The following is an 18,718-nucleotide window of genomic DNA, read 5'->3' on the forward strand; positions in this document are numbered from 1 at the left end:
GACAATCCCGGGGTCCTGATCACGCTACCCCAATCCCAATTCACATTCCGATCCAGCGACATCTAACCTGGCGACCGTCGCGCTCTGGTCGCGATTATAGGTGTCAGGATGGAAACGGATGGCGCCGGCAGCATCCAGATCAACCGTGTGATAAATGATGTAGACCGGCATTGGGTGGATGAGGTCGATGGTTTGAGTTCGTCCGGTGGCGATCACCTGATCGACCCTGTCCCGATCCCATCCCGCATCGCGTTCAAGCACCAGCGTGGCGAAGCCGAGGGCGTCGCTGACGCGAATACAGCCATGGCTAAAGGCGCGGACAGGCCGGGTGAAGAGATCCTGGTTCGGCGTGTCGTGCAGGCCGATGCTCTGCGGATTGGGCATTACCAGCTTCATCTGCCCGAGCGCATTTCCCGGCCCGGGGCGCTGGCGATAGCGGCCATTTTGGACGACATAACCGCGCGCTCTGGCGACGGCTGGTCGATTGCGGACTAATGCCCCGACGCTTTCCCGAACGATGCTGGTTGGGATCTCCCACCAGGGATTGAGGACGACGCCACTGACGGTCGCTGATAGCGGCGGGGTTGGTGTGCGCGTCGTACCGACTATGACCGGGCGGCGGTCGATAACCTCGCCATTCTCCCAATAGGTCAGTTCAAATGCCGGAATATTGACGAGCAGATAGCGGGAACCGAGGTCATTCGGCATCTCCAGCCAGCGTGCCATGTTCACGGCCAGTGCTCGACGGCGGAGGGGATCCTCCTCGACCGCATGGGCAGCGTGCAGTGCCCAATAATGCGGATGGCGCTGGAAATCGAGCACGAGGTCCAGGAAGGGCTGAGCCGGTGAGCGCGTCGTTCCGTCAGATTCGGCGTGCAGAGATGACGTGCTGAAAATCAGGAGAACCGCGAGAAAAGCGCGGATCAGCGAGGCTGCTTTCATACCCATATGCTTTCGTTTTTTGCGGCGAATAGCGCAGAATTCCAGTGCAAATGCCTCTCCATAGTCTTGCGAATATGGACGCAAATCCCCAAATTGAAATTGATATGGATCATATTTCGCGTCGCAATCTGTTGATTGGCGGGGCCGTGGCAGCCATCGGCGCCACCGGGTTACACGCCAATCGCTCAAATAATTCTCCGGACAATTCCGGTCCCCCCGAACTGTTGATGCAGCGGGCAAGGGCAGCATTTGATCGTCATCGCGCTCAATTCACGCACGATGATCGGATCGGTGTGGTAGATTATGCCGCGCATTCCGGCGATGCGCGCTTCTTCGTTATCGATCGTGCCACTGGGCGCAGCCGAGCATTTCTTGTTTCGCATGGGCGCGGGTCCGACCCGAGCCATAGCGGCTATGTCCAGCGCTTTTCCAATCGTCCGGGATCGCTGGCCTCGTCTGCCGGCACCTATCTGACTGCACGGCGCTATGAGGGTACGCATGGTGCTTCGCGCCGATTGCAGGGTCTCGATCCCCAGAACAGCAATGCCGAAGCCCGCGCGATCGTCATCCACCCCGCCTGGTATGTTGGCGAGGATATTGTCCGCCAGCAGGGACGCGTCGGACGCAGCGAAGGCTGTTTCGCCTTTGCGCCGACCGAGATCGAGACGATCCTCGATCAGCTTGGCGCAGGGCGGATGATCTATGTCGACAAGGTGTAAGGCTGCGATCTAGCCGGTCACACCTTGGCAATTTCATCCTAGTCGACCGCGCCGCGCACGTCCATTAAGGGCGCATCTCCGGGCATGGAATATTTGAGACCATTTCCACAGTTGAACAGGATTGCGCGGTCCGTCGCATCGATCAAACCAGCGGCGCGGGCCTTGCTATAGGCTGCGGCGGTGGCTGCGCCTTCGGGACAGAGCAATAGCCCGTCATCCGCCGCAATCTGAGCGCGGGCATCGAATATTTCCTCTTCCTCTACCGCCATCGCAAAACCGCCAGATTCTCGCACCGCGCGCAGGATCAGGAAATCGCCCAATGCGGAAGGAACCCGGATACCCGCAGCGCCGGTTTTGGCATTCTCCCAGCGCTCGGCCGATTCCGCGCCGTCATTCCAGGCTTTCACAATTGGCGCGCAACCGCTTGCCTGGACTGCGACCATGCGGGGTCGCTCCGAACCGATCAGACCGGTCGCTTCCAGTTCGGCAAAGACCTTCCACATGCCGATCAGGCCGGTGCCGCCGCCGGTCGGATAGAAGATGATGTCGGGCATTTCCCAATCGAGCTGTTCTAACAACTCGATGCCCATCGTTTTCTTGCCTTCGACACGATAGGGCTCGCGCAAGGTGGACATATTGAACCATCCCATCGGTTCTTCGCCTGCGTGGACGAACTTGCCACACTCATCGATTTGCCCATTGGTCCGCCAGACCTTGCCGCCCTGCAGTGCCGTCTCGGCAATGTTGAGATCGGGCGTGTCATTGGAACAGAAAATATAGCTCTCCATGCCCGCACGACTGGCATAGGCACTCATCGCCGCACCCGCATTACCATTCGTCGGCATAGCAACGCGCTTCACGCCAAGCTCACTCGCAACGGCAATCGCCATGCCGAGCCCGCGCGCCTTGAAGGAGCCGGTCGGTAAACGCCCTTCATCTTTGACGATCACATTGCCATCCGAAAATCGGTTAAGGCGGACAAGCGGGGTGAAGCTCTCGCCCAGCGCCGGGATGTGCGCCGCATCTCTCACCGGCAGTAATTCGCGATAGCGCCAGAAGCTTGCCGGTCGCTCGGCAAAAGTCTTGCGGGTCAGGTTCTTGGCCAGCGCTTCCAGATCGTAGCGGGCGAAGAGCGGCGCGCCGGCTGGAGAGAGATTATGGAGCTGGCCAGCCTCGACGCGTTCGCCTGTGCGCGTGCATTCGAGATGGGTGAAATAGCTGGTCGCTTCGATGTCAGTTTCACTCAGCATTGTTCGATAAATCCGTCCATTGAGCCGCTCGGGCAGAGTTCCGGCCATCGAATGCGTCCCGGGTTCCTGGCTCGGTCTGTACGACACACCAGCCACCACCGCTCTCGACAGTTTCTTTGACCGGCGCTGCCAGAATGTCCGGTGTTTTCGCCTGATGCCAATATTCGCCTGCGCTGTCGTCCAGTTCCCGCGCACCGCCAAAACGATCTGGCCGCGCCCGGCCGCTGTTCCAGATGCCGGTGTTGAGAAGGCCCGGGCAGAGGATGGTGACGCCGATTTCGCTATCAGCCAGCTCGCTCATCAAGCCTTCGCCGACAGCGGCGGTGGCATATTTGGATGCCGCATAGAGCGGGAAGGGGCCATCGACCGGCACCAATGTCGCACTGGATGCCGTAACGCCGATATGCGCTGACGCATCAAGTTCGCGCATAGCCGGAATAAAGGCCTGGGCTGTCCAGATCGTGCCGAAAAGATTGACATCATAGACCCAGCGGATGGCTTTCTCCTTGCCGTCCGAGAGACGCGCAGCGGCGCCGACGCCGGCATTAATCCAAAGCATGCGCGGCACGATGCCACCGGCAGCCAAGCGCGCGGCAAGATCGATCATCGCCTCGCGATCGCTGACATCGGCCATCTCGGCGCGTATCTCGACACCATGTTTGGAGAGCTGTGCAGTGGCGCTTTCAAGCGCTTCGTCTCGGATATCGACGAGGACCATATTGGCACCGGCGGCGGCAAAGGAGTCGGCAAGGGCGAGGCCGATGCCATCGGCGGCGCCGGTTACCAGCGCCCAGCTATCTTTGAGATCTGCATATTTCATAAGGCCCTAGGCGATAGCCGCCTTGCGAGCCGGGCGCAAAGCAGGATCGAAAAAAGGCGGCCGCTCGCGCGACCGCCTTTTCGAAGAATAGTGGCTGTTGGGATTTAGCGTTTCGAGAACTGGAAGCTCTTACGCGCCTTGGCCCGACCATATTTCTTACGCTCGACAACACGGCTGTCGCGGGTCAGGAACCCGGCTGCCTTCATCGTGCCGCGCAGCGCCGGCTCATAGCGCGAAAGCGCCTGGCTGATACCGTGCTTGACCGCACCGGCCTGGCCGGACAGTCCGCCGCCCTTGACGGTTGCGATGATGTCATACTGACCCCGGCGATCCGAGATATCGAACGGCTGGTTGATGACGAGACGCAGCGACGGACGTGCGAAATATGTGGACTGATCGCGGCCATTGACCGTGATCGTGCCCTTGCCCGGCTTCAACCAGACACGAGCAACGGCGTCTTTTCGACGGCCAGTTGCATAGGCACGGCCCAGATCGTCGATTTCCTGCTCGCGGAGCGGGGTTTCTTCGACCGGGGGAGCGGCTTCTTCAACCGTTTCAGCAGCGGCTTCTTCGGCTGGAGCGTCGGCGGTGGCCTCTGCTTCAGCTTCAGCAGCAGGTGCAGCTGTTTCTTCGGTCTTGGTATCGGCTTCAGCAGCCTCGGTGATCTCTTTCAGATCGGAAAGCGATTTCTTGTCGGCCATTATGCGCCCACCTTATTCTTGCGATTGCGGGATCCGAGATCGATTACCTCGGGCTTCAGAGCCTCGTGCGGATGCTCGGCGCCGGCGAAGACGCGCAGGTTGCGCATCTGCTGGCGACCAAGCGGGCCGCGCGGGATCATCCGCTCAACGGCTTTTTGGAACACGCGTTCCGGGTTCTTGCCTTCAAGGATCCGTTCCGGCGTGGTTTCCTTCAAGCCACCCGGATAACCGGTATGCTTGTAGTAAATCTTGTCGGTGGTCTTGTTGCCCGTGAAGCGGGCTTTGGCGGCATTGATGATGATGACATTATCACCGCAATCGACGTGCCGCGTGAAAGTCGGCTTGTGCTTGCCGCGCAGGATCTTGGCGACCTCCGCAGCGGCGCGACCAACGACGAGACCGTCGACGTCGATCAACACCCATTTTTTCTCCACTTCGGACTTATTGGCCGAGCGGGTTGATTTCGTGAGCGCCTTCATGGCCTCAACCTCCATAAGGGGCTCTGCGCCCCGGCTTGCGTAAAAAAACAGATACGCCACTCCATAGGAGCAGCGTTTCGGGCGGCCTGATGGCGGGAAATTTGCGCTACGTCAAGCAGAGTGCGGCTTTCCTGACGGGTATCATGATACCATAGCGAGTTTTTGCGACGCTAATCGATCTGCACATTCACCCATTCGGCATAGGGGGCGAGCGTCCTGTCGATCGGCCAAAGGCAGATTGCAGGCAGGTCATAGCTATGGGCTTCGGCAATCGCAGCTATCAGCTGATTGGCCGCATCCCGCGTCGTCTTAAATAGGGCCGGGACTTCCTCGGCACGCTCGATTTTCCCATCCCAGCGGTAGATGGAGTGTGCGGGCCCGAGGATATTGACGCACGCGGCGAGGCGTTGCTCGACCATGGCCTCGCCGATCTGCTTCGCTTCGTCTTCGGATCCGAACACGGCATAGACGGTTGCGATGTCGCTCATGCCTTTTGCTGCCGTCCGATGATATGCGCGCCCCAGGCCGTCGTGATCACGACCAGCGCACCGACTGCCTGATGCGATGTGGCGACGATAATGTTCATGCCAGTGAGTAGGGTCGCAATGCCGAGCAGGAACTGGGTGCCAAAGGCGCTATGGATGGCCACCGAAGCCATGCGGTGATCCTGCCGGACTTTGCGCGCGAGCCAGACAAGCGCGATAACGGTAACCACGGCCCACCAGCGATGGGCGAACTGCACAACGATCGGATTGTCGACCAGATTACGCCACGCGCTTTCGAGCATCGGCGTGTTGGCGGGGAAGAATTCATTGCCCATCAGCGGCCAGGTTGGGAATGCATATCCTGCCCCGAGGCCGGCCACAAAGGCACCCCACATAATTTGGATGGTCAGGATGATGATCACGACAAATCCATAAACCGTCATTCGCGCAGGCCGGGCGCTGCGATCCTTGTCCAGCGCGAACAGATCGAGGGCGGTCCAGACCAGCCCCCCAAGAATGAACAGCGCGGTCATCAGATGGACGGCGAGCCGGACATGGCTGACATCTGGGCGGTCGATCAGGCCACTGGCAACCATCCACCAGCCAATCGCACCCTGCAAACCACCCAGGGCGAGAAGCGCGGTGAGGCGCAGCTTGTATCCGGACGGAATTGCTTGCTTGATCCAGAACCAGGCGAGGGGCAGGGCAAAGGCCAGGCCGATCAGCCGACCCAGCACGCGATGGACATATTCCCAGAAAAAGATCGCCTGGAATTCGGCCATCGACATGCCGCGATTGACCTGCTGATATTCCGGCGTCGCGCGATAGGCATCGAGTTCAGCCTGCCATTCCTCGGCATTGAGTGGCGGAATGATCCCTGAAATCGGCTCCCAGCGGACCATGGAGAGGCCGGACTCGGTCAGTCGGGTAATCCCGCCGACCACAACCATGACGAAAACCAGCCCGGCGACGCCCAGCAACCACCAGGCAATGGCGCGTGGCCGACCAATGCTTGCAGTTTCGCTGGAAAGGGCCGTGCTGGTCATGATCCCGCGCAGATATGCGTCCGCGCGCCGAAAGCCAACCTGATCTTTTGCCCATGTTTTTTTGGTTGTGTGATATTGTATCCTTCGTGTAATAACATATCTTGCCAGTGCGGGTTCGATTGAGTCGGCCCGTCTTAGCCTATGCAAACAAGGAATTGGGCCGAATGCCACTTTTGGCGACAGAAAATGGAATGCTCGACCGCTGGGCCATATGGCTCTCGGGCCTGTGTATCGTCCATTGCCTGTCCGGGGCGGTCTTCTTTGCGTTGGCTGCATCGGCTGGCGGGGTTTTGCTCGATCCGGTCGTTCATGAAGTCGGCCTGATCATCGCGATTGGCTTTGGCGTGATCGCGATCGGTCGTGGCGCTCTCCAGCATGGCTATATGCTCCCGGTCTCGATCAGTTCGCTTGGCGTTGGCACGATGGCGGGCGCACTCTCGCTGCCGCATGGCGATATGGAGCTTGTCTACACCGTGGTTGGAGTGGCGTTGCTGGCGCTTGGCCATGACCTCAATCGCAGAGCCTATCGTTAAGCGCTGAAACCCGGCCGGGGATTGCGAACCCGCCCTATCGCGCCTACCTTTGAACCATGGCTCACAATCATCACACGCACATATTGTATGAGGGCGAGGCGCTTACCGACGCCGCAAAAACAGCGCTCGAAAAATCGGGCGAGCAATGGACCAAGATGCGCGCAGCCGTGTTCGATGCGCTCGCTGCCTTTGAGCGGCCGGCCTCGGCCTATGACATCGCGGAAGCTGTTTCCAATGCCCAGGAGCGCCGTGTCGCCGCGAACAGTGTTTACCGGATCCTCGACTTGTTTACCGCCGCCAATGTCGCTCGCCGCATTGAAAGCGCGAACGCTTATCTTGCCAATCGGCACCCGGAATGCTTGCATGATTGCATCTTCCTCGTTTGCGATAGCTGCGGAGAAACGACCCATCTCGATGACGATACATTGTCCGATGGAGTGCGCGCTGCGGCCAAGCGCCAAGGCTTCAATCCGGAACGTCCGGTGATCGAAGTGCGCGGCCTGTGTTCTGCATGCGGCTAGCCTGAACCAATTGGCAGGTTCGACACCGGTGATTGTCGGCTTTATTACGGCGAATCGAGAAAGGTTGCGTTATACATGTCCGATCGTCCCGATACCCCGTTGCTCGACCAGGTTGAGTATCCGGCAGATCTTCGAAACTTAAAGCCTGATCAGCTCCGTCAGCTTGCCGATGAATTGCGGCAAGAGGTGATTGCCGCAGTGTCCGTGACCGGCGGCCATTTGGGGGCGGGTCTGGGCGTGGTCGAACTGACAGCAGCCATCCACTATGTATTCAACACGCCCGAAGACCGGCTGGTCTGGGACGTTGGCCATCAATGCTATCCGCATAAAGTGCTGACGGGCCGCCGCGATAGAATCCGTACGTTACGCCAGGGTGGCGGGCTTTCGGGATTCACCAAGCGTTCGGAAAGCGAATATGATCCGTTCGGTGCCGCGCACAGCTCGACATCAATTTCTGCGGCTCTCGGTTTTGCGACTGCCAACCAGCTCGCCGGCAAGCCCGGCAAAGGCATTGCGGTCATTGGTGACGGCGCCATGAGCGCTGGCATGGCCTATGAAGCGATGAACAATGCGGAAGCGGCTGGCAATCGGCTGGTCGTCATCCTCAACGATAATGACATGTCGATCGCGCCCCCGGTTGGCGGCCTCTCCGGCTATCTGGCGCGCCTGATTTCCTCGCACGAATTTCTCGGCCTGCGCGAAATCGCCAAGCGGGTTGCCAAGAAACTGCCCAAGCGGCTCCAGACGACGGCGAAGAAAGCCGATGAATATGCGCGCGGCATGGTCACTGGCGGTACCTTGTTCGAAGAGCTTGGTTTTTACTATGTCGGCCCGATCGATGGCCATGACATGGACCAGCTCATTCCGGTCCTCGAAAATGTGCGCGATGCAGCGGAAGGCCCGTGCCTCATCCATGTCGTGACGCAAAAGGGCAAAGGTTATTCCTATGCCGAAGAATCGGATGACAAATATCATGGCGTCGCCAAATTCGATGTTGTTACCGGCAAACAAGATAAAGGCCCGGGCGGCGGTCCTCCGAGTTATACCGGTGTGTTTGCCAATGCCCTGATCGCCGAAGCCGAGAAGGATGAGCGGGTCTGTGCGATTACCGCGGCAATGCCTGGCGGTACGGGCGTCGACAAATTTGGCGAAGCTTTTCCCGATCGCTCCTTTGATGTCGGGATTGCCGAACAACATGCAGTGACTTTTGCTGCCGGCCTTGCAGCCCAAGGCATGCGGCCATTTGCGGTTATCTACTCAACCTTCTTGCAGCGCGCCTATGATCAGGTCGTCCACGATGTGGCGATCCAGAATCTCCCAGTGCGTTTCGCGATGGACCGGGCCGGTTTTGTCGGTGCGGATGGATCGACCCATGCGGGCAGTTTTGATCTCGCCTATCTGGCTACACTCCCGAATTTCGTGGTGATGGCGGCGGCTGACGAGGCCGAGCTCACCCATATGGTCCACACCATGACTGAACATGACACTGGGCCGATTGCTGTCCGCTATCCGCGCGGAGCGGGTGTCGGCGTTCCGATCCCCGAAACGCCCGAAAAGCTGGAAATCGGAAAAGGTCGCATTGTGCGCCACGGTAGCAAGGTCGCGATCTTATCGCTGGGTGCGCGACTGGAAGAAGCGAAAACGGCTGCCGACCGGCTCGAGGCGATGGGGCTGAGCACGACGGTCGCCGATCTGCGTTTTGCCAAACCGCTCGATGAAGATTTGATCCGCCAATTGCTGACGAGCCATGAAGTGGCGATTACCATCGAAGAAGCAAGTATCGGCGGTTTTGGTGCGCATGTGCTGACTATGGCCAGCGATGACGGGCTAACCGATGCCGGGCTTACCGTTCGCACGATGCGCATGCCGGATGAGTTCATCGATCAGGACAAGCCGGAAAAGCAGTATGCGATGGCCGGTCTTGATGCCGACGGCATTGTCGATACGGCGCTCAAGGCGCTGCGCCACAACAGTGTGAATGTCGAAGAGTTGGGCGAGCGCGCCTAAGCTGACTTCAATGCCCGGAGGCGTGCAAGCAAACCGCGAGGTTTGCCGAGCATTCGTTCAACCTCTTCACCGACAATCTGTTGCTGGATATCCGACGAGGGCGGAATATGGCCCTTACCCCAATCACCCAGGATCAGTTTGAATCGGCCATCATCGCCGCTTTCAGCCGAAACGCCGAGCGTCTCTGCCAATGGCCGTAGCTGCAGCTCGACATGATCATCATGTTCATTCTGACAATAGACAATCCGACCAACAGTCACCTGGTCTCTGAGATCGAGAAATTGATCGCCATAAGCCTGGCCTTCAAAATATTCCTCGATATCCCAGCCGTGAAGGAGCCAGGGCTGGACGCGGCTCCATGTAAAATTGCGGAGGATTATCTGCGGATTCATCACCACAGCAATGTCTTGCGGTCGTCCGTATATCAGCGCCGCTGTGCCGCCCGCGCTATTGCCCCATAAAAGCCGCTTGTCCGTGCCTGTCAGCGCATCAATCTTGTCCATCACACGCGGCAGATCGTTTGCCAGATCGCAATATTTGTTACCGAGGAACCATCCGACGCGCACATTATCATCGAGATAGAGAGAAGGATCGCTAATCAGGATTTGGTTCATCCGTCTCGGCGCGACCTTACGGCCTTGGAAATAGGGCACTGGTTGGCGGGTGAGGGGGCTCTGCGCTGCATGGAAACCATAGAAGTTCGCGGCCGCCCCGCGATTCTTCACCAATAGCGCCAGCTCTACCGAGCCGTAGTCAATCATGATTAGACCTGACGGCAAATCACTGAGCGCCAGAAACTCATCCAGGCTGTATCGATACTCTTTCTGCCGCCATCGGCGGTAGTCGGTCTCAACCGGAAACACCATGCGGTCTCATTTCCTCCAAACAGGCAGACAGAGCAATGGTTTCTGCTAAACGGCTGTGTATTGAGTGGCTACAAAGAGAGACGCAAATGGCGAAGATGCGGGCGGATCAAGCTTTGGTCGAACGCGGGTTGGCGGAGAGCCGCTCGCGTGCCCAGGCTTTCATTCTGGCAGGTACAGTCTTCTCCGGTGAACACCGGATTGAGAAGGCGGGTCAGCCGGTCGCGCCCGATGCACCTCTTGAAGTGCGGGGTCGCGATCATCCCTGGGTCTCGCGCGGCGGAATCAAACTCGACCACGGCCTGAAACATTTCGGATGGACGGGCGAGGGGGCCATAGCGATCGATGTTGGTTCGTCCACCGGCGGTTTTACCGATGTGCTGCTGAGCCAGGGTGCACTGCGCGTCTATGCGGTGGATTCCGGAACCAACCAGCTGGCTTGGAAGTTGCGCGATGACGACCGCGTCATTGTCCTCGAACAGACCAATGCACGGCATCTAACGCCTGATGATATCCCTGAAACTGCCGATATCATTGTTTGTGATGCAAGCTTCATATCACTTACTAAAGTATTGGAAACACCTCTTAAATATTCGAAGTATGGTACGCGCCTGGTTGCTCTGATCAAGCCGCAATTCGAAGCTGGTCGCGGTGAAGTTGGCAAGGGTGGCGTGGTCCGTGATTCTGCGGTTCATGACCGGGTATGTACCGAGGTGGCGGATTGGCTCACGGCCAGCGGCTGGCACGTGATCGACACCACTCCGAGCCCAATTACGGGGCCTCAAGGGAATGTCGAATTTTTGATTGGAGCGGAACGGTTGGAAAGCGTCGCGAGTTGACGCTAACGAAGGCTGGAACACCGTAAAGGGAGAGTCGCGATATGGTTGGCATTGCCACCAAAGGGCAGCTGCGAATGTCATTCCTGCGCTGGGCGCTGGTCCTGGTGCCGTTGATCGTGTTGATCGGCTCGCTTGCCGGTGCGCTGTCAGGATCCGGTGATACGAGCTGGTACGCTGCGCTTGAAAAACCGTCTTTCCAGCCGCCGCCATATCTGTTCGGCATCGTTTGGCCGATCCTTTATGCGCTGATGGCCTTCGCACTCGTTAATGTGATTCAGGCGCGCGGATCGCGCTGGCGCGGGATCGCGATCGGTCTGTTTGTCGCGCAACTCCTGGTCAATCTCCTCTGGTCCCCGATCTTTTTTGGGATGCACCAGGTGAGCTTTGCTTTTTTCTGGATCTTGCTGATGATCGGCCTGGCCGTCGCAACGACGGTGGTTTTTGCGCGGGTTCGCAGAGTAGCCGCATGGCTGATGCTTCCCTATTTGGCATGGATAAGCTTTGCCGCAGTGCTCAATTTTGAGATCGATCGCCTAAATCCTGACGCCGAAACCCTTGTCGTCGGCGCAACGAGTACCCAGATATAACTGTATTAGTCCAATAACGCACTTAGACGGGATCATTCCCAGGAGCTTACCATGCAAACCGAAAACAAGCTGATCGACGATTTCGTCAAAATGGTGAACAGCGCGGCCGGAACATTGGCCGGGGTTGGCCGTGAAGCCGAATCCTCTCTGCGCGAAAAGGCGAAGGATTTCGTCGGCGGCGTGGATTTTGTGAGCCGCGAAGAGTTTGAGGCGGTTAAGGAAATGGCGGCGGCCGCCCGAGATGAGGCGGACGCGCTCAAGGAACGGCTCGACGCTCTCGAAGCTGCCAAGGCGCCTACGAAGCGCAAGGCATCCGCCTCAAAAACAACGAAAAAGAGCAGCGATTCTAACTAGAAAGCGCAATCGCTTCACTTCGCTCTCGTCCACAGCTTTCTGGTCCGCTTGGTTGCGCGACGCACGCCGATTCTTCACTTCCGGCGGATGGGAAACCTGGGTGGGACGCAGATAGCATGAACCTCGAAGATTATGGCGAAGGGACGCTGGCAAATGCGCCTCTCGACGTGCTCGAGGACTATTTTACTGCCCATGGTTGGCAATCCGAGCGCAATGGTGATGAAGAGATCGTTGTCGCGGTAAAAGGCAGCTGGACGCAGTATGAGCTGAGAGCTGTATGGCGGGCCGATGATCGGGTTCTGCAGTTCCTGGCACTTCCGGATATTCGCGTTCCGGAGGAACGGCGCCAGTTGGTCTATGAAACTTTCGGGCTGGTAAACGAGCAATTATGGCTCGGACATTTCGAAATGTGGGCGGCATCAGGCATGATCCTGTTCCGTCATGCGGCCCTGCTCGACACCACCAATGAGGCGGGGTTGACGCTGCAGCAGGCCGAAACTTTGATCGAGGCGGCACTCGACGAATGCGAACGTTTCTACCCCGTATTCCAGTTCGTTCTCTGGGGTGACAAGACGCCGCAGGAAGCGCTTGAGGCGGCTCTGATAGACACGGCTGGCGAGGCCTGAGGCGATGGCCGATCGTCCGATCTGGTTGATCGGTTGCGGCAATATGGCCGGTGCGATGCTGGCTGGTTGGCTCCGCGCTGGCGAAGATCCCAATCGTTTTCACGTATTAGATCCGGGTGGTCCGACACTGCCGGATGGTGTCGGGCAATCAGACTCGCCGCCAGTGGCCGGTTTTGGTGAGGCCATCGTTCAGCTCGGTTTCAAACCCCATATGCTGGCCGATATCGGACCAACGTTGCGCCCGCACATAGGTGCAGAGACAATTGTCATGTCTATTTTGGCGGGCGTTGAGCTTGCTACGCTGAATGCTGCGTTTCCCGAGGCGGGACAGATCGTCCGCGTAATGCCAAATACCCCAGTGGCACGATGCAAAGGGGCGCTTGGCCTGATTGCAGAGAATCCCGATGATTCCCGTGCCCAGCTGGTCGCCGGGTTGATGGACCAGCTCGGCGTAGCGGAATGGATTGCTGATGAAGCTCTGTTCGATGTCGTGACGGCCCTGTCCGGAAGTGGCCCGGCCTTTCTGTTCCGTTTCATCGATGCGCTGGCGCAGGGTGGAATTGCATTGGGGCTCGAGCCCGAACAATCGCAGCGGTTGGCCATGGCGACCGTGCAGGGGTCGGCAGAGCTCGCGGCTGAGTCGACGGAAGATCCAGGCGTTCTGGCCGATCGTGTGGCAAGTCCCGGCGGTTCAACACGCAGTGGCCTTGATATTCTTGATGCCGAGGATGCGCTCCTCAAGCTGGTTCGGCTGACGCTCGATGCAGCAACCAAACGCAATCAGGAAATGGCCGCCGAAGCGCGAAGCTGACCGGCTGCTGCTAGACGTTCCGTCGCGCCAAGTCTGCTGCTCGCTCGCGTACGTCATCGGGCATCAGCTCTTCCAGCACCGTCCAGAAGCCTGTCACCGCTCCGGGGCCAGCCTCATTGTATGCGGCGACCATCTTCTTGCGGAATTCGGCGAAAAGTTCGGTCTCGAGTGTCTCGCCTGCCGCTGTAAGGCGAATCAGGATACGCCGACGGTCGCGCTGGCCCTGTTTGCGGGCGATCAACTCGCGATCTTCGAGTTCGCCGAGCACCCGGCCTAACGATTGTTTGGTAATCCCCAGCAGTGTCATCAGCTCGCCAATTGCGAGATCCGGTTTGCGTGCGATGAAGTACAAAGCACGGTGATGCGCTCGTCCCAAGCCGTTTTCTGCGAGAATCGCGTCTCCGCTTTGCATCAGCTCAGCATGGGCAAAGAATAGCAACTCGATCCCGCGACGGATCTCGGGCTCCCGCAAAAAGAGGGGAGAGGCAGCGGAAGGGTTGCGCGGGTCTGACGCCATATTGACCGTCTTTGGCAGCGCGCCTAACCGGGTGCAATATCCCGTTGATTCTCATCCAAGAGGCAATTCGATGGCCGAGGCCCAACCCTATGACGACCGCGACGGCAAAATCTGGCTGGATGGCCAGCTTGTTGAGTGGCGCGAAGCGAACGTCCATATTCTCACCCACGCCATGCATTATGCATCCAGCGTGTTCGAAGGACAGCGCGCCTATGGCGGCGAAATCTTTGAACTGACCCGTCACAGCGAGCGGCTGCATAACTCCGCAAAGATCATGGGAATGCCGATGCCGTACAGCGTCGAAGAGATTGATCAGGCGTGTCGGGATGTGCTGACCGCCAATAATCTGGTCGATGCCTATGTGCGACCGGTGGCCTGGCGCGGACCGGAACAAATGGGCGTCGCTGCCCAGGCTACCCAAACCCATGTGGCTGTCGCAGCCTGGGAGTGGGGCGATTATTTTGCTGACAAGGAACAGGGCATCCGCTTAGATATCGCACCCTGGCGGCGGCCTGCGCCCTACACCGCGCCGGTTCATGCCAAGGCGTCCGGGCTCTACATGATCTGCACCATGTCCAAGCATCACGCCGCCGATCGCGGTTATGACGATGCGCTGATGATGGATTATCGCGGACAGGTTGCCGAGGCGACCGGTGCCAATGCCTTTTTCATCCAGGACGGCATCATCCACACGCCGACGCCTGATTCCTTCCTCAACGGCATAACCCGCCAGACGGTGATGGGGCTTGCGAAGAAGCGCGGAATCAAGGTGGTCGAGCGCGATATCTGGCCCGAAGAGCTGGAAGGTTTCGAGCAATTTTTCCTGACCGGCAGCGCGGCAGAGGTAACGCCGGTGCGCGAAGCCGGCCCGTGGAACTTCGAAGTTGGTGAGATGACGCTCACCCTGATGAACGATTATTCAAAGCTCGTCCGCGGCCAGCTGGGGAATTATTAGCGCTAAGCCTGCGCTCACAGCCCGTGATAGTCGCGATACCAGTCGACAAATTTTGGAATGCCGACCGCGATCGGCGTTGATGGTTCGAAGCCAAGATCATTCTGGATCGCGCTGATATCGGCCGCAGTCGCCATCACATCGCCCGGTTGCATCGGCTGAAGGTCACGTTCGGCCTTCATGCCCAGCGCATCCTCGAGCACGTCGATCATATGACCAAGACCTTCTGACTGGTTGTTGCCGATATTATAGACTGCATGCGGTTTGCTGCTGCCACCGGCTTTGGTCTCGCCATCGTCAGCAGGCGGATGATCAAGCGTTGCAATGACGCCTGTGACGATATCGTCCACATAGGTGAAATCGCGGCGCATATTGCCATGGTTGAACACCGGGATCGGTTCACCGGCCAGGATCGCCTTGGTGAAGATCCACATCGCCATGTCCGGCCGGCCCCAGGGGCCATAAACCGTAAAGAAACGCAGCCCGGTCATCGGCGTGCGATAGAGATGGCTATAGGCTTCGCTCATCAGCTCGTCGGACTTTTTGGTTGCCGCATAGAGTGACACCGGATGGTCGACCCGGTCATCGACGCTGAACGGAAAATCTTCATTGCCGCCATAGACCGATGACGAAGAGGCATAGACCAGATGGTCGATGTCCTGGTGACGGGCAATCTCCATCATGTTGAGATGCCCCATCAGGTTGGCGGTGATGTAATCACGCGGATGGGTGAGGCTATGGCGCACGCCAGCCTGCGCGCCGAGATGGACGATCCGGTCGAATGCCTTTCCGTCGAGCGCCTTGTCGAGCGCGGCATGATCGGAAAAATCGACCTTTTCAAAGGTGAAGGCGTCGCCCGCGAGTTTCGCCAGTCGATCCTTTTTGAGCTGTACCGAATAATAATCGTTGAGATTGTCGATCCCGATCACCTGCTCGCCGCGCGCAATCAGTCGCTCACAGACATGCATGCCGATAAAGCCAGCAGCGCCGGTAACCAGAACGCCCATTACAATCTCCTCGATATGCCCGATGCCTTAGCTTTGCGCGCCGGGTCTGGCCAGCCGGAATAGCGGTGGGAATAGGGGTTTCGTTCGACGTAAGGGTCGCTATATAGGCGCCCGGCTGCTGGGGCGTGGCCAAGTGGTAAGGCAGCGGCTTTTGATGCCGCCATTCGCAGGTTCGATCCCTGCCGCCCCAGCCAGCCGATACCCTTCATCTTGATCGGGCGGGCTCCGTCGCTATCTCTAACAAGATAGACGCAAAGGAGATTGCGATGACGACCGAACAGGCAACATTGGCCGGCGGCTGCTTCTGGTGCACCGAGGCTGTGTATAATGACGTGGTTGGCGTCACCAATGTCGAAAGTGGCTATATTGGCGGCGAGACGACCAATCCCGATTATCGCTCGGTTTGTTCCGGTAACACCGGTCATGCAGAAGCCGTGCGTCTGACATTTGATAGCGATCAGATCAGCTATGCCGACCTGCTCGACATTTTCTTCCATATCCATGATCCGACGCAGCTCAACCGCCAGGGCAATGATGTGGGTACGCAATATCGTTCGGCGATCTTCCCCCATTCACCGGAGCAAGAGCAACTTGCGCAGCAAGCCATCAAGGCCGCCGATAGCGAATGGCCCGATCCGATTGTGACGACAATCGAACCGTTCAGCGAGTGGTACCCGGCGGAAAAATATCACCAGGACTATTTTGAACGGGAAGGGAGCCGAAACCCCTATTGCATGGCGGTGGTTGCGCCCAAGCTCCAAAAGTTCCGTAGAAGTTACCAGGATCGCTTGAAAAAAGCGCCGGCGACCTGATCCGGCCACCGGCGCTTCTTGCGTCCTAGCTAAGGTTCAGCCGAGCCCTAGCTCGCGGCATCCCCTGCGATTGGTGGTTTTTCAGCGCCGAGCATCTTGTAGATGATTCCGCCGATAATCCCGCCGATGATCGGTGCTGCCCAGAACAGCCATAACTGTTCCATGGCGATACCGCCCTCGAGCAGCGCTGGTCCGGTGCTGCGCGCGGGATTGACCGATGTATTGGTGACCGGAATGCTGATCAGATGGATCAGGGTCAGCGCCAGGCCGATAGCGATCGGCGCAAAACCAGCCGGAGCCCGTCCGTCGGTCGCGCCCATGATGATGAAGATGAAGAATGCAGTGAGCAGGACCTCAATCATCAGTGCTGCCATCATCGTATATTGACCCGGCGAATGAGCGTCGAAGCCATTCGATGCCAGTCCGCCGCTATAATCGGGACCGCCACTGGCGATCGTGTAGAGTGCGAAGGCTGCCGCTATGGCGCCGAGCACCTGCGCGATTACATAGGCGGGAATATCGGATGCCGCAAAACGGCCGCCCGCCCAAAGGCCGACGGTGACGGCAGGATTGAGATGGCAGCCTGAAATATGGCCGATCGTATAGGCCATGGTAAGCACGGTCAGGCCGAAGGCGAGCGATACGCCAAGCAATCCAATACCGACTTCGGGAAAGGCCGCAGCGAGCACAGCACTGCCGCAACCGCCAAAGACAAGCCAGAATGTTCCAAGGAATTCCGCGCCAGAGCGCTGTAATATAGACATATCGTCCCCCCTGTTTCTCTCGACCTTTTGGTCTGATTGGAGAAGTTTAGGCCGGAACGGGCCGAAGGACAAATAGAGGGGGGTGTCAGTCGCGATGTGCCGCGCGCGCCAGGCGGTCGGCGATCGCTTCGCCAATACCGTCACGAGGCAGGGGAGCGACGGCAATTTTGGGTCGCTCGCTGGCATCTGCCTCATGGAGGCAACCAAAGAGATTGGCAGCGGCTTCGATCAGGTCTCCGCTCTCGCTCAGCGAGGCATCGCCAGCGATGGCTCCGAATCCAATCAACCATTCGTCTGGCTCACTTGATGACGCATCCAGTCGCACTGGTTTCGCGGGCGCATAATGCGTTGCTAGCTGGCCAGGCGCTGTGATCGTGCCAGTGCTACCCGTTTCGGTTGGTAATCCGGTGGCACTTGAGATGTGTTCCGCCGTGATGGGTCCCGGCCGCAACATGCGAACACCGGACTCACCTGGAGCGATGATTGTCGATTCCAGCCCGAGGCTGGAAGGGCCAGCATCGATGATCAGGCCGATCTTTCCGTCGAGGCTCATGCGCACATGTTCGGCCTGGGTCGGGCTGATCCGTCCACTGGCATTGGCGGACGGAGCGGCGAGCGGCAGGCCAGTTGCCCGCAAAAGTGCCTGCATGGCTGGATGCGCAGGAATTCGAATTGCGATGGTATTCAAACCTGCCGTTACAATGTCGGCGACCGGACTGTTCTTTGCCGTTGGCAGCACCATTGTGAGCGGCCCGGGCCAGAATTGTCCCGCCAGTTTCTCTGCAACGGTGTCAATCTCGGCCAAGCTTCTTGCCATTTCGATGTCCGGGACATGGACGATGAGCGGATTGAAGGAGGGGCGGCCCTTGGCGGCATAGACGGACGCCACGGCTTCACCATTGGTTGCATCGGCGGCGAGGCCATAGACAGTTTCAGTGGGTATAGCGACGCATTCGCCAGCACTGATGCGCGTGGCAGCGTCCTTGATCGCTGCATCGTCAAACGGCCGGATCACCGTTGCTATCGAGGGATTTGGCCTCTGCATCCGCTCGGGCTATAGCGCGCGCAGATTCTCCGCAAGAG

The 18,718-nt window shown here is 58.6% G+C and carries 23 protein-coding genes and 1 tRNA gene; 12 read left to right on the forward strand and 12 right to left on the reverse strand.

Translation table 11 applies throughout. The features are described 5' to 3' along the window. Positions 1–24 precede the first annotated feature (24 nt). Positions 25–948, reverse strand: a complete 924-nt coding sequence (locus tag HFP51_RS01600; RefSeq protein WP_176874016.1) for a L,D-transpeptidase family protein — start codon at positions 946–948, stop codon at positions 25–27. Positions 949–1,046: 98 nt separating this feature from the next. Between HFP51_RS01600 and HFP51_RS01605 the strand changes: the two genes are divergently transcribed. Then, positions 1,047–1,661, forward strand: a complete 615-nt coding sequence (locus tag HFP51_RS01605) for a murein L,D-transpeptidase catalytic domain family protein (RefSeq protein ID WP_255454761.1) — start codon at positions 1,047–1,049, stop codon at positions 1,659–1,661. A gap of 38 nt (positions 1,662–1,699) precedes the next feature. On the opposite strand, the gene HFP51_RS01610 is transcribed toward HFP51_RS01605, so the two are convergent. From HFP51_RS01610 to HFP51_RS01635, 6 genes are all read right to left on the reverse strand, one after another. Next, complete coding sequence (locus HFP51_RS01610; protein WP_176876483.1) at positions 1,700–2,911, reverse strand: threonine synthase; 1,212 nt, start codon at positions 2,909–2,911, stop codon at positions 1,700–1,702. Continuing rightward, a complete protein-coding gene (locus HFP51_RS01615; protein WP_176874017.1) occupies positions 2,901–3,731 on the reverse strand; it encodes an SDR family oxidoreductase in 831 nt (276 codons plus the stop codon). Before HFP51_RS01615 ends, HFP51_RS01610 begins: the two co-directional genes overlap by 11 nt. 104 nt (positions 3,732–3,835) lie before the next feature. Then, positions 3,836–4,432: a 30S ribosomal protein S9 gene (gene rpsI / locus HFP51_RS01620; RefSeq protein WP_176874018.1), complete on the reverse strand. Its 597-nt coding sequence runs from the start codon at positions 4,430–4,432 to the stop codon at positions 3,836–3,838. Continuing rightward, positions 4,432–4,911, reverse strand: a complete 480-nt coding sequence (gene rplM / locus HFP51_RS01625; protein WP_176874019.1) for a 50S ribosomal protein L13 — start codon at positions 4,909–4,911, stop codon at positions 4,432–4,434. The genes rpsI and rplM overlap by 1 nt, the downstream gene beginning before the upstream one ends. 170 nt (positions 4,912–5,081) lie before the next feature. Continuing rightward, positions 5,082–5,399: a divalent-cation tolerance protein CutA gene (cutA, locus tag HFP51_RS01630; RefSeq protein ID WP_176874020.1), complete on the reverse strand. Its 318-nt coding sequence runs from the start codon at positions 5,397–5,399 to the stop codon at positions 5,082–5,084. Continuing rightward, the gene (locus HFP51_RS01635; protein ID WP_176874021.1) at positions 5,396–6,442 is read right to left on the reverse strand and encodes a COX15/CtaA family protein; all 1,047 of its coding nucleotides are present in this window, start codon (positions 6,440–6,442) and stop codon (positions 5,396–5,398) included. Before HFP51_RS01635 ends, cutA begins: the two co-directional genes overlap by 4 nt. Before the next feature lie 164 nt (positions 6,443–6,606). On the opposite strand from HFP51_RS01635, the gene HFP51_RS01640 reads away from it, so the two are divergent. The 3 genes from HFP51_RS01640 to dxs all read left to right on the forward strand — a co-directional run bounded on the left by HFP51_RS01640 (position 6,607) and on the right by dxs (position 9,503). Then, positions 6,607–6,975 (forward strand): MerC domain-containing protein, encoded by a 369-nt coding sequence (locus tag HFP51_RS01640; RefSeq protein ID WP_176874022.1) that lies wholly within the window; start codon positions 6,607–6,609, stop codon positions 6,973–6,975. 56 nt (positions 6,976–7,031) lie between these two features. Beyond that, complete coding sequence (locus HFP51_RS01645) at positions 7,032–7,496, forward strand: Fur family transcriptional regulator (protein WP_176874023.1); 465 nt, start codon at positions 7,032–7,034, stop codon at positions 7,494–7,496. A gap of 75 nt (positions 7,497–7,571) precedes the next feature. Continuing rightward, the gene (dxs, locus tag HFP51_RS01650; RefSeq protein WP_176874024.1) at positions 7,572–9,503 is read left to right on the forward strand and encodes a 1-deoxy-D-xylulose-5-phosphate synthase; all 1,932 of its coding nucleotides are present in this window, start codon (positions 7,572–7,574) and stop codon (positions 9,501–9,503) included. Here dxs and HFP51_RS01655 read toward each other — a convergent pair. After that, positions 9,500–10,369 (reverse strand): hypothetical protein, encoded by an 870-nt coding sequence (locus HFP51_RS01655; protein ID WP_176874025.1) that lies wholly within the window; start codon positions 10,367–10,369, stop codon positions 9,500–9,502. The genes dxs and HFP51_RS01655 overlap by 4 nt on opposite strands. 86 nt (positions 10,370–10,455) lie before the next feature. Here HFP51_RS01655 and HFP51_RS01660 point away from each other — a divergent pair, with 86 nt between their 5' ends. The 5 genes from HFP51_RS01660 to proC all read left to right on the forward strand — a co-directional run bounded on the left by HFP51_RS01660 (position 10,456) and on the right by proC (position 13,583). Then, positions 10,456–11,205, forward strand: coding sequence for a TlyA family RNA methyltransferase (locus tag HFP51_RS01660; RefSeq protein ID WP_176876484.1), 750 nt, complete (start codon positions 10,456–10,458; stop codon positions 11,203–11,205). Positions 11,206–11,246: 41 nt separating this feature from the next. Next, on the forward strand, positions 11,247–11,792 hold the full coding sequence (locus HFP51_RS01665; RefSeq protein ID WP_176874026.1) for a TspO/MBR family protein: 546 nt from the start codon (positions 11,247–11,249) through the stop codon (positions 11,790–11,792). Between the two features lie 51 nt (positions 11,793–11,843). Next, positions 11,844–12,146 carry an accessory factor UbiK family protein gene (locus HFP51_RS01670; protein WP_176874027.1) on the forward strand — a complete coding sequence of 101 codons (303 nt, stop codon included), beginning with the start codon at positions 11,844–11,846 and terminating at the stop codon, positions 12,144–12,146. Positions 12,147–12,262: 116 nt separating this feature from the next. Further along, positions 12,263–12,772: a YbjN domain-containing protein gene (locus HFP51_RS01675; RefSeq protein WP_176874028.1), complete on the forward strand. Its 510-nt coding sequence runs from the start codon at positions 12,263–12,265 to the stop codon at positions 12,770–12,772. Between the two features lie 4 nt (positions 12,773–12,776). Continuing rightward, complete coding sequence (gene proC / locus HFP51_RS01680; protein WP_176874029.1) at positions 12,777–13,583, forward strand: pyrroline-5-carboxylate reductase; 807 nt, start codon at positions 12,777–12,779, stop codon at positions 13,581–13,583. 10 nt (positions 13,584–13,593) lie between these two features. Here proC and HFP51_RS01685 read toward each other — a convergent pair whose 3' ends face one another. After that, positions 13,594–14,100, reverse strand: a complete 507-nt coding sequence (locus tag HFP51_RS01685) for a MarR family winged helix-turn-helix transcriptional regulator (RefSeq protein WP_176874030.1) — start codon at positions 14,098–14,100, stop codon at positions 13,594–13,596. Positions 14,101–14,170: 70 nt separating this feature from the next. On the opposite strand from HFP51_RS01685, the gene HFP51_RS01690 reads away from it, so the two are divergent. Beyond that, positions 14,171–15,055, forward strand: a complete 885-nt coding sequence (locus tag HFP51_RS01690; RefSeq protein WP_176874031.1) for a branched-chain amino acid aminotransferase — start codon at positions 14,171–14,173, stop codon at positions 15,053–15,055. Positions 15,056–15,069: 14 nt separating this feature from the next. Here HFP51_RS01690 and HFP51_RS01695 read toward each other — a convergent pair whose 3' ends face one another. Continuing rightward, entirely contained in the window at positions 15,070–16,059 is a 990-nt protein-coding gene (locus HFP51_RS01695) for an NAD-dependent epimerase/dehydratase family protein (RefSeq protein ID WP_176874032.1), read from the reverse strand. Positions 16,060–16,178: 119 nt separating this feature from the next. On the opposite strand from HFP51_RS01695, the gene HFP51_RS01700 reads away from it, so the two are divergent. Continuing rightward, positions 16,179–16,253: transfer RNA gene (locus HFP51_RS01700), tRNA-Gln, on the forward strand. Positions 16,254–16,325: 72 nt separating this feature from the next. After that, the gene (gene msrA, locus HFP51_RS01705; protein WP_176874033.1) at positions 16,326–16,871 is read left to right on the forward strand and encodes a peptide-methionine (S)-S-oxide reductase MsrA; all 546 of its coding nucleotides are present in this window, start codon (positions 16,326–16,328) and stop codon (positions 16,869–16,871) included. 47 nt (positions 16,872–16,918) lie between these two features. Here msrA and aqpZ read toward each other — a convergent pair whose 3' ends face one another. Both aqpZ and HFP51_RS01715 read right to left on the reverse strand, forming a co-directional pair. Next, positions 16,919–17,635 (reverse strand): aquaporin Z, encoded by a 717-nt coding sequence (gene aqpZ, locus HFP51_RS01710; RefSeq protein ID WP_176874034.1) that lies wholly within the window; start codon positions 17,633–17,635, stop codon positions 16,919–16,921. 85 nt (positions 17,636–17,720) lie between these two features. After that, positions 17,721–18,680: an L-threonylcarbamoyladenylate synthase gene (locus HFP51_RS01715; RefSeq protein ID WP_176874035.1), complete on the reverse strand. Its 960-nt coding sequence runs from the start codon at positions 18,678–18,680 to the stop codon at positions 17,721–17,723. Between the last annotated feature and the right edge of the window lie 38 nt (positions 18,681–18,718).

The sequence above is a fragment of the Parasphingopyxis sp. CP4 genome (assembly GCF_013378055.1).
Taxonomy (GTDB): Bacteria; Pseudomonadota; Alphaproteobacteria; order Sphingomonadales; family Sphingomonadaceae; genus Parasphingopyxis.